Source organism: Lachnoclostridium sp. MSJ-17 (assembly GCF_018918205.1).
Classification (GTDB): Bacteria; Bacillota; Clostridia; order Oscillospirales; family Acutalibacteraceae; genus Ruminococcoides.
On record NZ_JAHLQB010000032.1, the window covers coordinates 21,440 to 36,204 of the forward strand.

Genomic DNA, 14,765 nt, shown 5'->3' on the forward strand with positions numbered 1-14,765 from the left:
AGCAGTATCCATATTAACAAAAAACACCCTTTCAGATAACAAATTAGCCCTCACAAGCCGCTGCTCGCGCCTTTTTTTGCGAGGGCACAAAACCGAAAAAATGTTTTCTAAATTTCAAATTTCAATTATCAGTCGGATGATATAACCTTAATGTATTTTGAACGGTATACAAAGTACAGTGCGAACGCCACTATAAAGAAAAACGCTGTCAATGCCCAAAACGCAACTGTCAGGCTGTTGCCGTAAGACACCGCCATATTATATAACGCTCTTGATTCGAGGACTATCTTTTTAAGTCCGCCGATGGCAGACAGATAAACCGCAGCAGCAAGAAGCGAAAGGCATGTACCCGCACACGCGTAATACAGGTATTTAAAAGCGCGGTGACGCCATTTTTTGTTACCCAAAAACAGAATAAGCACTATTACCGCAGAAAGCGCCGTGAGTCCCGCAATAATAAATGGGATTATCTTTCTCAGCGCAGTAAAATATACCGATAACCTGTAAAGCAGGGGAATTTCGAGGCTTTTGGTGTAAATATGCTCAGCCTGTTTGACCAGATAATCAACGTTAGCGTCGTCGACTTTTGCATTTTTTTCCTTGACGTATGCTTCAAGCTCCGAATAGAACGTCTGCTTAAAAACAGTTGTATCGATAATATCGTTCTTTCCGTCAAAGTACGCGTCAAGATAAGTCTGCGTATCCTTGGTGATCTGAATAGTATCGACAACCTTATCAAAAAACTCCGGCGCCAAGCCGCTTGCGTTACCGAGAATGATCAGTTTATTTTTAACCTCATCCGTTTTATCAACAAAGTAGTTTGACAGATGCATCTGATCGATCCATGCGTTTTTATTAAAAACAAATGCAACGGATAAAACACAAATAGAATCCGCAAAAAGAAAAAGCGCCAGAATAAACGATAAGACGCCGAAAATAATGTCGCGTATTTTTTTGCTTACTGTTTTTTTGCTCATAATATCACTTACTCCGCCGCTTTCTCGATAGCAATACCTTCGGTCAGATCGGCGTAAACAAAGAATCTCTTGCTTGTAAGACCGATTTCGTCAAAAGGATAGCAGGTGTACAGAACCAGATTCTCATAGTCGGCAGACAGATCGTACGCATCGGTGTCAAGCGCTTCCTTAACCGCCGTTTCCTTTATAGTATACTTGTAGTTACCGTAGCTTGTTCTAATTGTGATCTTCTGACCGGGAGCGGCGTATTTTAAGCCGTTAAAATAGGTGTTGTTATGTCCGGCGATCATTGTTGTGCCGCCATAACCCGGAACAAAGCTTCCGTAATAAATACCAACGCCGTTGCTGAGCGCAATGTCTCCGTCACCCATGAGCAGAGGGCACTCGATTCCGCAGTCGGGAATGCTGATTTCGCCGAACTGGTTGCCGTAGTTCGGATATTCAACCACCTCGGATTTAATCTCTTCCTTACCGCTGCTGTCGGTTACCGTCTCTACCGTTTCATTTTCTTTTACAGGCACAAAAATATTCTTATATTCGGTAGAGTAGTCTTTTTCTGAGTCAGAAAACACCATGCCTGCCGCAGCGACAAAGGGTCCGACAGAAGGAACAAGCGCCGCGTATATCACCAAAAATATTCCGAGACAAAAGATAATGGGAAGAATCACAAAACTCTTCCCACCAACTTTTTTATTGTGCCTGTGTCTGTTTTGACCGGACATTAGCCTCTCTTCTTAATTACGAAGAAAGCGCCGCCTGCGATAACGAGAACTGCAGCTACACCGATGATAACGAAGGTCATGGTGTTAGCAGAAGCGCCTGTTGTCTTAACAACGCCGCCGTCTGTGGTCTTGCCGTTAACGTCCTCGCCCTTGCTGCTGCCTTTTTCTACGAGAGTAGGAACAGCCTTGAAGATAACCTCGCCGCTCTCAGACTTAAGGGTAATCTCACCTGTGGTCTTATCATAGGAAGCAGTGCCGTTTAGGGGAGCCATTACGTTTTTGAGAGTAGTCATGAGCTCCTTCTTCTGAGCAGTTGTGCAATCAGCAATATTCTTTGCGCCTGTAGCCTCAAGCTGGGTCTTGCCGCTCTTGATAGCGGAGAGAACCTTATCAGCCTGATCTTCAGTCATGTCAATAGTGTTAAAGAAATTCTCAGCCTGATTTACATAAGCTTCGGGCAAGTACATCTCAGTACCCTGCATCTTAACACTGGTCTTTAATTCGTCAAGAACCTTCTGCTCATTGTCATTGATACCGGCAGCAAAAGCTGAAACAGCGGATACGGCAACGAGAAGAAGTGCAACGAAGATTGCGGATAACTTTTTCATTGTTTTCTACCACCTTTTGAGTAATTTATGTAATCCTCAGAAAACGGTTACAGAACCGCTGAAAACCATTTTCGAAGAATTTACGTATAGATTATATCACTAATGATTTGGTTTGTAAAGTGTTTTTTGCAAATTACATCTAATTTTAGCGCAACATAACCCAGATTATATACTTCTCTGTACTAAAGATTTCAATAATTCGGATTGGTTTTTATTCTATTTTTACAACTATTCGGACTAAATTTGTCTATCGAGTCAAAAATGCCGTCAAAAGTATTTTCCGCCTTGTCACGTTGTACAAAAAAGCCTTAAACGCCGAAAAGCAGCTCGGTATACGAGGGATAAGGCCAGAAATCAGCCGCGGTTTCGGTCTCCATTGAATCTCCGACGGCGCGCAGCTCCTGCATCTTGGCGAAGATGCTCTCGCGGAAATATCTAGCTCTCTCGAGGGGATCGGACGATGCGTCGCCCGCGTTCATAACAGCGTCCTCAAGCTCCGAGGTCTTTTTGACAAAGCAGACAAGCTTGTTTGAAAGGCTCATGATAAGATCCTCCTCAACGCTTGTGGGAATAGCCGCGGAAAGCGCCTTCTTTGCGAGAGCCGCGTCGGTGAGCTCCCTTACAAAAGCGGTGACCGCGGGAGTGATCTTCTTCTTAGCCATGTCGATCATGGTGAGCGCCTCGATGTTGATCTGCTTGCAGTAGGTCTCAAGCTCGATCTCGTAACGCGCGCGGTACTCCGCCTCGGTGACGATCTTGTTCTTGACAAAGAGGTCGATATTCTTTCTGTCGAGGAAGTGCGAGAACGCGTCGGGAAGTGACTTGAGGTTGTAAAGGCCGCGTCTCTGAGCCTCCTCTACCCACTCGTCGGCGTAGTTGTCGCCGTTGAAGATGATGCGCTGATGCTCGGTGAGCACGTTTCTGACGAGAGAACGGACAGCCGCGTTGATATTCTCGGCGCCCTTGAGCTCTACGTAGAACTGACTGAGCTCCTCGGCTACCATTGTGTTGAGCATGTAGTTCGGACAGCCGATGTTGAGCGCGGAACCGAGTGCGCGGAACTCAAACTTGTTGCCTGTAAAAGCGAACGGAGATGTGCGGTTGCGGTCTGAGGTGTCCTTCTTGAAGTCGGCGAGCACCTCAACGCCGGTTTCCATTTTTTCCTTGCCGTGGCTGACATAGTCCTCGCCGTCGATGATAGCCTGAACCATCTCGCCGAGGTCGTCGCCGAGGTATACCGACATAATTGCGGGCGGAGCCTCGTTTGCGCCGAGTCTGTGGTCGTTGCCCGCGGAGGCTACGGTAGCTCTGAGCAGATCCTGATACTCGTCGACAGCCTTTACGACAGCCGCGAGGAAGAGCTGGAAGGTGAGGTTATTTTCGGGGTGCTTGCCGGGGCTGAGCAGGTTCTCGCCGGTATTTGTGCTCAGCGACCAGTTGTTGTGCTTGCCCGAGCCGTTCACGCCTGCGAAGGGCTTCTCGTGGAGCAGGCAGACAAGTCCGTGACGCTCGGCGGTTTTCTGCATGATCTCCATTGTCAGCTCGTTGTGATCGTTCGCGATATTCGAGGTGGTAAAGATCGGAGCTAGCTCGTGCTGTGAGGGAGCGACCTCGTTGTGCTTGGTCTTTGCGAGCACGCCGAGCTTCCACAGCTCCTCGTCGATATCCTTCATGTACGCCGCGACCCTTGTCTTGATCGCGCCGAAATAGTGGTCGTCAAGCTCCTGACCCTTGGGCGCCTTCGCTCCGAAAAGGGTTCTGCCGGTGAGCTTGAGGTCCTCTCTCTGATCGTAAAGCTCCTTGTCGATGAGGAAATACTCCTGCTCGGGACCGACAGTAGTCGTGACTCGTGTAACTTCGGTCTTGCCGAGGAGGTGAAGTATCTTGACCGCCTCGGTGCTCATGCGCTCCATCGAGCGGAGAAGCGGAGTCTTTTTGTCGAGAACCTCGCCTGTATAGGAACAGAAGGCGGTGGGAATATACAGAGAGCCGTCGCGGACAAACGCGGGCGAGGTGGGATCCCATGTCGTATAGCCTCTCGCCTCAAAGGTTGCGCGGATACCGCCGCTGGGAAAGGACGAAGCGTCGGGCTCGCCCTTGATGAGCTCCTTGCCCGAGAACTCCATGATAACGCCGTCGCCGTGGGGCTGAATGAAGCTGTCGTGCTTCTCGGCGGTAACTCCCGTCATCGGCTGGAACCAGTGGGTGTAGTGGGTCGCGCCCATCTCGATAGCCCAGTCCTTCATCGCCGCCGCGACAACGTTAGCCACGGTGATATCGAGCGGTTCGCCGTCCTGAATGGTCTTTTTGAGAGCCCTGTAGGTTGATTTGGGTAGTCTCTCCTGCATTTTTTTGTCGTTGAATACCATGCATCCGAACATTTCGGGCACCTTTGACATAAAATACTCTCCTAACTGAAAATTTTTGTAATTTCAAAAAAACAAACGCCGCGGACATACCCGCAGCGCCTTTGCCGTCATCATTGACAGTATATTCCCAATTATCCTTTTTGTCAAGCGTTTTCCGGGTTGAAATTGAAGTCTGTTGATGATAGAATATAATCAGAACAGAGCGGAGGAATTTTTATGGAAAAATCTACAACAAAACGCTGCCCCGTATACAAAAAATGCGGCGGCTGCCAGCTTGACACCGCGTATCCCGATCAGCTGGGCTTCAAGCAGCGAAAGGTCGAACGCCTTCTCCGCCGGTTTTGCAGGGTCGAGCCGATCATCGGAATGAAAAAACCCTGTCACTACCGAAACAAGGTTCAGGCGGCGTTCTACACAAACAGGAGCGGCAAAATCATCTCGGGCGTTTACCAGTCGGGCACCCACCACGTAGTCGGCATAGACAGCTGCATGATAGAGGACGAGACCGCCGACAGGATCATCGTCGCAGTCCGCAGGCTGCTTCCGTCATTCAAGCTCACAACCTACAACGAGGACACCGGCAAGGGGTTTCTTCGTCATGTGCTTGTCAGGCGCGGCTTCTCAACGAACGAGATAATGCTCGTGCTCGTTACCGGCACTCCCGTATTTCCGTCAAAAAACAACTTCGTGAAGGCTGTTTTGAAACAGTTCCCCGAGATCACGACGATCGTGCAGAACGTCAACAACCTCAGCACCAACCTCGTCCTCGGCGACAGACAGACCGTGCTCTACGGCAGGGGTTATATCGAGGACGTGCTCTGCGGCTGCCGCTTCCGCATTTCCCCCAAGAGCTTCTACCAGATAAATCCCGTTCAGACGGAGGTGCTCTACGGCAAGGCGATCGAATTTGCGCGGCTCAGGGGCGATGAAACCGTTCTCGACACCTACTGCGGCATCGGCACGATAGGCATCGTCGCCGCCAAAAACGGAGCCGGCAGAGTTATCGGAGTCGAGCTCAACGGCGACGCCGTGCGTGACGCGATAACCAACGCCAAACGCAACGGCCTGAAAAATATCCGCTTCTACAAGGGCGACGCCGGAGAATTCATGGAATCCGCCGCCGAAGAAGATGAACGTCCCGACGTGGTGTTCATGGATCCGCCGAGAGCGGGCAGCAGCGAAAAATTCCTGCGCTCGCTGATAAAGATGTCGCCCGAAAGGGTCGTGTACGTCAGCTGCAATCCCGAGACCTTAGCGCGTGACCTGCGCTTTCTCGCGGACAACAGCGATTACAAGGTCAAAAAAATCCAGCCCGTGGATATGTTCCCGCACACCGAGCATATCGAATGCGTGGTGCAGCTGATAAAGGAGGCAAAAAAATGATTATAGATACTCACGCTCATATCGGCACTCTCCCGCCGTTCGACATGACGATAGAGCAGGTTCTTTATTCGATGGACAGGTACGGAATCGGCTTCACGATCCTGAGCAACATAGAGGGCGCGGAAAACGACCATCAGGGCATGCCCGTTCCGCCGCCGTTTTCAAAGCCGCAGAATGAGCTTCTGCGCCAGACCGTTGAAGCCGTGCGCCCGCATAAGGACAGGCTCGGAATAATGCCGTGGCTGCGTATCCAACAGGAGCTGCCCGACGCGGAGTTTGAGTCGCTGCTCAGGGAAAACCGCGATATCATCTACGGAATAAAGCTGCACCCGTTCCACTCGCTGACCGCTCCCGACGACGAACGTCTGGAACCGATATACAAGCTCGCCGCAGAGTACGGGCTGCCCATAGCGTCGCACACCGGCGGCTGCGAACAGGCTATGTCGCCGCACCTTTACAACGCCGCGAAGCGTCACCCCGAGCTGAAATTCATTATGGTACACATGGATCTCGGCACCGACAACTCAGTCGCCCTCGATCTGCTCGGCAAGCTGCCTAACCTCTACGGCGACACGACGTGGGTTCCCGTCAGTACCACCGTCGAGGCGATACGGCGTTACGGAAGCGAAAAAATGCTATTCGGCACCGACAATCCGATCGACGGAAAAGACACCCTGCTCCATAACCGAACAGGCGAACGTTCACTGTACCAGCAGTATTTCAACGAGCTTAAAGAAATGATTTCCGCTGAGGATTACGCAAACCTCATGTACAAAAACGCGCAGAGGATGTTCGGGCTATGATACGGCAGGACTTCATTCCCGACCGTTTCAGTGTACTCAGCGGCAGCATGCTAAAGCTCATCGCGGTGATCTCTATGATCATCGACCACGTCGGCTGTCATCTTGTCGACCATAATATCATTCTGCTTCAAGCCGGAGGGTATAAGCTGCCCTTGTACCGTCTGATGCGTGACCTCGGAAGGTTCGCCTTTCCGATTTTTTGCTTCCTGCTGATTGAGGGCTTTCTTCACACGCGGAACAAGATCCGCTACGGCGCAAGTCTTGCGATTCTCGCGGTCATATCTGAAATCCCCTACGACCTCGAGCACAACGGCACACTGTATTATCCGGAGCAAAACGTTTTTTTCACCCTGCTGCTCGGCTACCTCGGTCTGTGCGCGATAGAGCGCTTCCGCGAAAAACCGCTGCGCGTGTTTCTGTCGCTGCTCTGTCTTGCGGTGGTTTCATATTTTCTTGACGCGGACTACAGCATTCAGGGCTTTGCGTTCATTATCCTCCTCTATGCCCTGAGAGAACAGAAGATACTTCGCGTCTTTACGGCGGTTCTGCTCAACAACTTCCGCTTTGTCGCGCTCGCGTTCCTTCCGATTTCTCTTTATAACGGCAAACGCGGCTTTATCCGCGGCGCGTTTCTGAAGTATTTGTTCTACCTGATCTATCCCGTCCACATTTTCATCATCTACCTGATAAAGCTCAATTACATAGGCTTTGAATAATAAAAAAACGTCCCTGATCATTCAGAGACGTTTTTGTTTTATTTACTTATATCTTTTTCCGTTGCGGGGAGTCTTTTCCTTTTTGGCTGCGGGCTTGTAGCCGTCGTCGTAATCGTCGTTTGCACGGTAATAGCCGTTCTGAGCGCCGTTTGTGCTCATAGCGGTTTTGAGCTTTCTGCGGCGTGACACCGCCGAAGCGATCAGATAGATGAAGCCCGCGAGGCTGAGCGTCAGACATGCCGCTCCAACGATAAGGATCCAGTGACCGTTATCCTCTCTCGCCGTGTTCTGCTGAATGAAGGAAAAGTCGCCGCTGCCGTCGTCATCGCCCGGGGTGTTTGAAGCGTTCTTGAGCTTTGCCGCGATGTCGCCCCAGTCGTTGGAGGACAGGGTCTTGTCGTCGGTCTTTTTCTCCTTGGTTTCGTAGAGCGCCGCTGACGGAGCTGTGCTCTGCGGAGGCTGGTAGCTCTGACCGCCGCCGACATACACGTCCTGCGGACTGCTGTATACATTGCCGTCGCCGTCGACCCAGCCTGAGCCGTTGTTGCCGGTACCGCCGCCTGTGTTGTCGCCGGTGTTGCCGCCCGTATTTCCGCCGGTGTTGCCGCCGTCATCGTAGGGCTCGGGATTGTAGGGCTCGGGATTGTACGGAGGATCCGTCACAACGGGATCGGGATCTACCGGCATATCGGGATATGTCGGCTCCGGTTCGGGATTGTAGGGCTCTGTCACAACGGGATCGGGATTCGGCTCGATGTCGACCTCGGCGTAAACCGAAGCCGCGCCGAACGCGCTGAAAAGGAATACTGCGGTTAATATAGCTGCGATTACTCTTGTATGTCTGCCCATAAAAACCTCCTTTTGAAAGGTTGATTATTCCTCTGCGGTGGTTTCCTCCTCCGCGGAGGTTGTCTCCTCAGCCGCCGTTGTAGGCTGCTCGGCTACAAAGAACATCTTGGGATCGTAGCCGTCTACGGCTGAGTTCTTCTCGTAATCGAGGTCATCTGCGATCTTCTGAATGTAATCCTCGAAATCGTCCTTCTTCATTGTGTTGAGGACGCCGGCGCGGTTTTGCTCGCTCTCGAGGTAATCCTTGGCGGAATCCGCGCTGTTTCTCTTGTATACAAGGTAGAGCATGGCTGTGTTGCCCTCGCCTACCTTGACGGTGACTGCCTTGTTGTTTCCGAGCTCCTTGAGCGCGTCCTTGATCTGGTCGCCTGCGGAAACGCTCTCAAGCTGCTCTGTGTTGTCTACCGCGGGGCTCTCGGTGAGCTCGTGCTTCTCGGTGTAAGCGCTTACCGCGTCGTCGTAGGAACCGCCGTCGTTGATATCCTTTACATAACCCTCAAGCTCAGAGGTGTACTCGGCGATCTTGTCCTCGCTGAGAGCGACGTCTGTGGACTCGCCCGCCTCGTCGGTCGAAGCCTCGTAGAGCTTAACGGGAATGTAGCTGTAATCAACGTAGTTCTCGGTGAAGTAATCCTCGAGCTCTTTGTCAGAAACCTCCTGAGAACCGCCCGCGCCGTAGAGCGTATCGAAGAGAGCGCTGTAGTTTACGGAGTACTGCGAGGTGCAGTAACGGAAGCTGTCAAAGGAAATGCCGTAGGGCTCAAGATCCTTGCTCATGGGCATGATGTAGCCGTAGTTTGCGTACTGACCTACGTTCCAGTATGTCTTTGCCTGCTCGTCGGCAGCCTGCTGGGTTGCCTCGTCAACAGACGCGCCCTCGTCCTTCATCGCCTTCTCGACAGCGAGGAAGTTCAGGCACTTCTTCTGGGCGTCCTCCTTGATCCACTCTCTGGCAACAGCGGTGTTGCCGTCGTCGTCGGTGATCTCAAGGTCGAGCCACTTGTCGTTGGTGCCGTCGTAGTCGTCGAGCTCCTTAGCCTTTGTCTGAGCCTGCTGGAAGGCAAGATCAAGGCAGTAGATGTACACGCCTATGGCGAGCTCCTTGTCGCTTGTTTTGTAAGACCATTCCTTGCCCATGCTGCAGCCTGTGGCGAACGCTGCGGAAAACGCCATCACTACAGCGAGGAGTAAGGAACCGATTTTAACCGTTGGTTTCATTTTTATACCATCCTTACACAAATTTCACCCATTCACATATGGGTGCGTACTGTACTAGTATACACAATTTTTTCGTCATTGTCTATATCTTAAAAAAATTTTGTTGAAATTTTTCTAATTTATGCCGAAAACACGCTTTAATACAGCCACGGAATCCTCTCCCTTGGGGCATTTTACCGACAAAAACGGCTTTTGTCCGGCGTTCAGCGACGCCTTGCCGTTGAGAGATATGAGCAGATCGGCGACTGCGGGCGATTTGATCTCCCTGACATAGAGCAGAAGATTTCCCTCGTTCTGGCGTATCTCGTAAACTCCGAGGGCGTTCGCGCGGTTGCGGATAAGCGCGATCTCTATCAGTCCGAGCACCGACTTCGGTATCTCGCCGAAGCGGTCGCGCAGCTCGTCGCGCACGTCGCCGGCGTCCGCGGGAGTGCGGATATCGGCTATGCGGCGGTAAACGTCGAGCCTGAGCGTCAGGCTCTCGACATAATACTCGGGAATATGCGCGTCAACGGAGATGTCGATAAGGCAGTCGAGGTCTTTTGTCTGCGCGGTTTCGCCTCTCTCCTCGCTGACAGCCTCGCCGAGCAGCTTTAGGTACATATCGTAGCCGACGCTCTCCATGTGACCGTGCTGCTGAGCGCCCATGATATTTCCCGCGCCGCGCAGCTCGAGGTCGCGCATCGCGATCTTGAATCCGCTGCCGAACTCGGTGTACTCTCTGATCGCCGCGAGACGCTTCTGCTGTATCTCGGTGAGAACCTTGCTGCGGCGGAAGGTGAAGTACGCGTAAGCCCTTCTTGCGCTTCTGCCGACGCGTCCGCGCAGCTGGTGGAGCTGCGACAGACCCATGCAGTCGGCGTTTTCTATAATAAGTGTGTTTGCGTTCGGAAGGTCGACTCCCGTTTCTATTATTGTCGTGCAGACGAGAATATCTATCTCCTGCTCAAGCATCTGTCTCCAGACCTCGCTGAGCTCGTTTTCCTTCATCTTGCCGTGGCCTATCGCGATTTTTGCGTCGGGAATAGCCTCCTGAATCCGTGATGCGCAGGACGAGATCGTCTCGACGTTGTTGTGCAGGTAGAACACCTGACCGCCGCGGCGCATCTCCCGCCGTATCGCCTCGTAGATAACAGCGTTGTCGTGCTCGAGCACGTAGGTCTGTACGGGCTGACGGTTCATCGGAGCTTCCTCGATGACGCTCATGTCGCGCAGTCCGCTCATAGCCATGTTGAGAGTCCTCGGAATAGGTGTAGCGGAGAGAGTGAGCACGTCGACGTTCTTTACAAGCTCCTTGAAGCGTTCCTTCTGAGCCACGCCGAACCGCTGCTCCTCGTCGATGATCGCAAGCCCCAGATCGCGGAACTCAACGTCCTTCTGGACTAAACGGTGGGTGCCTACGACCATGTCCACCTCTCCTCGCCTGAGCCGCTCGAGGATCTCCTTCTGCTGCTTTGGGGTGCGGAAGCGCGAGAGCAGCTCCACGCGTATCGGGTAGCCCTCAAATCTCTTGGTCACGGTCTGGTAGTGCTGCCACGCGAGGATAGTCGTCGGACAGAGAAGCGCGCACTGCTTTGAATCCGCGACGCACTTGAACGCCGCGCGCAGAGCGACCTCTGTCTTGCCGAAGCCGACGTCGCCGCAGAGCAGTCTGTCCATGGGAACGGTGCGCTCCATGTCGTGCTTTATCTCGCGGATGCAGGCGAGCTGGTCGGGCGTTTCCTCGTACTCGAACGCCGCCTCAAAATCGCGCTGCCACTCGTTGTCGCCTGAGAACGCGTAGCCCTTTGCCTTCATTCTCGCGGAATAAAGCGCGATAAGCTCCTTTGCGATGTCCTTGACGGAAGATTTTACTCTCGCCTTAGCCTTCTGCCAGTCGCCGGAGCCGAGGCGGTTAAGCTTGACGCGTGAATTCTCCTGAGGTCCGATGTATTTCGCGACCATGTCGAGCTGAGTGACGGGCACATAGAGCGCGTCGCCCTTCGCGTAGTCGATTTTGATGTAGTCCTTTACGATGCCGTGGGTGTCGATTTTCCGTATGCCGCTGAAAATACCGATGCCGTGGACGCTGTGAACGACGTAATCGCCCGCGGTAAGCTCGGACAGGCTGTATATCTCCTGTCCTTCCTTTTTGCCGCGGCGCTTGCGCTTTTTCTCGGGGCGGTAGGAATTGTAGCCGAAGGTGATGACGAAGAATTTCTCGCCGGGCAGCTCAAATCCCGCGCTCAGCGCGCCCGGCATGACGTAGAGCCTGCCCTTTGAAGCCTTTTCGAGCGAGGCGACGTACTGAGCGTCGTAACCGTCGGCAATAAGGTTGTCGCAGAGGTTCTTAGCCGCTCTTTCGGTGCCGGCGAGGATAACTCCGCGGCTGCCGGTGGTGAAAAGACCGTTCAGATCCTCACGCAGCTGCTTGTACGAACCCGTCCACTGGGTGAGCTGCTTTGCGGTGAAGGTGATTATCTCCGAAAGCTTGAGATCTATGCTGCCGTGCACAAAGCTCTCGAGCAGAATAACTCCGTGCGACGAGAAACGCTCCATGCACTCGTTGTATGTCAGCTGAAAACGGTCAAACCCGCGCGCGAGGAAGCCCTCTTTAAGACCTTCCTTCAAAAGCTCGGCGTTCTGGAAGTCCATCGACTTTCCCCTGTCGCGGACGTTGCTGAACTCTGAGATAAACATCAGCGAATCGCGGCTGAAATAATCGAACAGGCACTCGGGCTTGCCGTAGATCTGACCGATGAATTTGTCGGCGTTCGCAGGAGTCGCGCCGCTGCGGATAAGCTCAGCCTCGGCGTACAGCTTTTCGCGCGCCTTTACAACGCCCTTGCCGCGCAGAAGCCCCGCCTTGTGAACGATCTTTTCGGCTAGCTCCTCTCTGTCCTCGATGATGATCTCGGTCGAGGGAGTCAGGTGGATAGTGCCTGCCTTCTTGAACCTGCGCTGGGTTTCTATGTCAAAATAGCTCAGGTCGGTGATCTCGTCGCCCCAGAATTCCGCGCGGACGGGATAATCCGCGTCGGGCATGAAGAAGTCGAGGATTCCGCCGCGCAGCGAGAACTGACCGCTGCCCTCAACAGCGTCGAACCTCTCGTAGCCGAGGAGCGTAAGCGCACGCACCGCGCGGTCAAGATCGAGGGTCTTGCCCTCCCACATCGAGAGCACGATATCCGCGAGGAAATCCTGCGGAACGGTGAGCTGGCTCGCCGCGTCAAGGCAGGATATTACAACGTCGCACTCCTCCTCGATAAGCTTGAGCAGCACCTTGAGGCGCATGTGCTCGTACTCGCGGGAGCGGCTCTGTAAATCGAGAAAATTGTAGTCGCGGACGGGATATACGAACGCGCGCAGACCCATGCCGCAGAGATCGTTGCACAGGGTCTGGGCTTCCTTCTCGTCGGAAGCGATACAAAGAGCCTGACCCCCATTCTTTCGAATGAGGGTGAATATCACGTCCGCCTTGCAGACCGCCGATAGTCCCGACACGCAGAGCGAACGTCCTGTTTTGAGATTTCTGCGCAGGGTCAAAAACGGCGAGGAGCCGCCTAACGCCTGCGCGATAAAGTCCATTTTCATAGTTTTATTAAATCAATATCTGAATATGAGGAAGCATATCCCCATCAATACCGGTTGGTGTATGAGATAGATGATAAGCGCGTGCCTTCCGAGAAAATTGAGCGGCGGAAAGCCCTTGCGGAACAGCTCCTCCCTGTGATAACGCTTTACGATGCCCCAGAGGAAAAAGCCGAGCAAAAAGATAAATATCCACGTGATTATCGGGAAGTAGTCCGCCGAGCGGAAGCCGCTGTCGGGAAAACCGAGGAAGGCTACGTACTTGAACTGATAGAAAAAGTCCGGCACCTCAAAAAGCTTGATGTTAAAAAAGCCTATGTACCTCTCGGGCACTCCGTAGAAAACCGCGAAGAACAGCAGCGACATCACAGCTCCCGCAAAGGGGTTTATCTTTTCGAGGAGCTTGCGGAAAAGCGTCGCTATCAGCATTGCGCAGCCGATGAGATTGAGCACTCCGAACCACACCGCCTGCTCGGGCATGAACAGAGCGGTGACTAAGGTGATGAGCAGACCGCAGAGGTTGATTATCAGTCCGCGCCTTATCGGGTGGTACGAGAAATGCAGCGACACTCCCGAAATCAATATGAAGCTCACGCAGATGAAGCGTTCCCAGACGATCACCCACGGGTACGTGAACCATTTGGGGTCAAGTCCGTAGACCGCGAAAATGTCGTAGCAGAAGTGATAGGCGACCATATTGACGAGCGCGAAGCCTCGGAACGCGTCGATCAGGGCGTAGCGGTACGAAAGATCCTTTTTCATATCAGTTATATATATTCATGGCGCGGTCGGTTTTTCCCTCAGCCATGAGGTCGATCGCGTCGTTCGCGTTGTCGAACATTTCGGTCAGAGCTTTCAGCTCGTCCTTCGTAAACTTCGAGAGCACCCAGTCGGCAAGCTCCCACCGGGGATTAGGCTTTGCGCCTATGCCGATTTTTATGCGCGGAAAATCGTCCTTGCCGCTGAGATAAATTATGCTGCGCATGCCCTTCTGACCGCCGTCGCTGCCCTTTGAACGTATGCGCATTTTGCCGACGGGAAGCGAGATGTCGTCGAAGATGACAATGACGTTCTCGGGCTTGAGCTTGTAGAAATCCATCGCCTCAACGACTGCCTGACCGCTGTTGTTCATGTAGGTGGTCGGCTTCATCAGCATGGCTCTTTTGCCGCCGACGGTGCACTCGCCGACAAAGCTCTTGAACTTGATTTTGTTTATGCGGCAGCCGCGTTTTTCCGCGATATGATCGAGGGCAAGCCAACCGCAGTTGTGGCGGGTGTTCTCGTATTTTTTGTCGGGGTTCCCGAGACCTACGATGAGGTACTCGACAGGACCGCCGGGTTTCTTAAAGCCAAACATTTCATCACTCCGTTGTGAGAGTTAAGAGTTCAATGGACAGTTGACAGTTGACAATTGACAATGAACGGCGGGACACCCGCACCCGAATTATATTCGGAGCGAAGCGGCAAAAAACTACCAACTGCCAACTAAATACAATTCTGAACTCTGAACTTTCAAAAGGCGGACTTTTTACAGTCCGCCTTGATTGTAT

At 52.7% G+C, this 14,765-nt stretch carries 12 protein-coding genes; 3 read left to right on the top strand and 9 right to left on the bottom strand.

The features are described 5' to 3' along the window. Positions 1–128 precede the first annotated feature (128 nt). The 4 genes from KQI64_RS02725 to KQI64_RS02740 all read right to left on the bottom strand — a co-directional run bounded on the left by KQI64_RS02725 (position 129) and on the right by KQI64_RS02740 (position 4,706). On the bottom strand, positions 129–977 hold the full coding sequence (locus tag KQI64_RS02725) for a hypothetical protein (RefSeq protein ID WP_216523230.1): 849 nt from the start codon (positions 975–977) through the stop codon (positions 129–131). Between the two features lie 8 nt (positions 978–985). Continuing rightward, positions 986–1,645: a class D sortase gene (locus KQI64_RS02730; RefSeq protein ID WP_330622943.1), complete on the bottom strand. Its 660-nt coding sequence runs from the start codon at positions 1,643–1,645 to the stop codon at positions 986–988. A 53-nt stretch (positions 1,646–1,698) separates the two neighbouring features. Continuing rightward, positions 1,699–2,307: an LPXTG cell wall anchor domain-containing protein gene (locus KQI64_RS02735; protein ID WP_216523232.1), complete on the bottom strand. Its 609-nt coding sequence runs from the start codon at positions 2,305–2,307 to the stop codon at positions 1,699–1,701. 308 nt (positions 2,308–2,615) lie between these two features. Continuing rightward, positions 2,616–4,706 carry a glutamine synthetase III family protein gene (locus tag KQI64_RS02740; RefSeq protein WP_216523233.1) on the bottom strand — a complete coding sequence of 697 codons (2,091 nt, stop codon included), beginning with the start codon at positions 4,704–4,706 and terminating at the stop codon, positions 2,616–2,618. 186 nt (positions 4,707–4,892) lie between these two features. Here KQI64_RS02740 and rlmD point away from each other — a divergent pair, with 186 nt between their 5' ends. Genes rlmD through KQI64_RS02755 form a run of 3 tightly spaced genes read left to right on the top strand, consistent with a single transcriptional unit; the run spans position 4,893 to position 7,578 of the window. After that, the gene (rlmD, locus tag KQI64_RS02745) at positions 4,893–6,059 is read left to right on the top strand and encodes a 23S rRNA (uracil(1939)-C(5))-methyltransferase RlmD (RefSeq protein ID WP_216523234.1); all 1,167 of its coding nucleotides are present in this window, start codon (positions 4,893–4,895) and stop codon (positions 6,057–6,059) included. Next, a complete protein-coding gene (locus KQI64_RS02750) occupies positions 6,056–6,862 on the top strand; it encodes an amidohydrolase family protein (protein ID WP_216523235.1) in 807 nt (268 codons plus the stop codon). The genes rlmD and KQI64_RS02750 overlap by 4 nt, the downstream gene beginning before the upstream one ends. Further along, positions 6,859–7,578 carry a TraX family protein gene (locus KQI64_RS02755; protein WP_216523236.1) on the top strand — a complete coding sequence of 240 codons (720 nt, stop codon included), beginning with the start codon at positions 6,859–6,861 and terminating at the stop codon, positions 7,576–7,578. Before KQI64_RS02750 ends, KQI64_RS02755 begins: the two co-directional genes overlap by 4 nt. 42 nt (positions 7,579–7,620) lie before the next feature. Here the strand turns inward: KQI64_RS02755 and KQI64_RS02760 are convergent, their stop codons facing one another. From KQI64_RS02760 to pth, 5 genes are all read right to left on the bottom strand, one after another. Next, positions 7,621–8,427 carry a hypothetical protein gene (locus tag KQI64_RS02760; RefSeq protein WP_216523237.1) on the bottom strand — a complete coding sequence of 269 codons (807 nt, stop codon included), beginning with the start codon at positions 8,425–8,427 and terminating at the stop codon, positions 7,621–7,623. Positions 8,428–8,451: 24 nt separating this feature from the next. Further along, positions 8,452–9,645 (bottom strand): hypothetical protein, encoded by a 1,194-nt coding sequence (locus KQI64_RS02765; protein ID WP_216523238.1) that lies wholly within the window; start codon positions 9,643–9,645, stop codon positions 8,452–8,454. Between the two features lie 114 nt (positions 9,646–9,759). Further along, the gene (mfd, locus tag KQI64_RS02770) at positions 9,760–13,218 is read right to left on the bottom strand and encodes a transcription-repair coupling factor (RefSeq protein ID WP_253289160.1); all 3,459 of its coding nucleotides are present in this window, start codon (positions 13,216–13,218) and stop codon (positions 9,760–9,762) included. 12 nt (positions 13,219–13,230) lie between these two features. Beyond that, entirely contained in the window at positions 13,231–13,977 is a 747-nt protein-coding gene (locus tag KQI64_RS02775) for a heparan-alpha-glucosaminide N-acetyltransferase (RefSeq protein ID WP_216523239.1), read from the bottom strand. A gap of 1 nt (position 13,978) precedes the next feature. Next, a complete protein-coding gene (gene pth / locus KQI64_RS02780) occupies positions 13,979–14,572 on the bottom strand; it encodes an aminoacyl-tRNA hydrolase (RefSeq protein WP_216523240.1) in 594 nt (197 codons plus the stop codon). Positions 14,573–14,765: the final 193 nt, after the last annotated feature.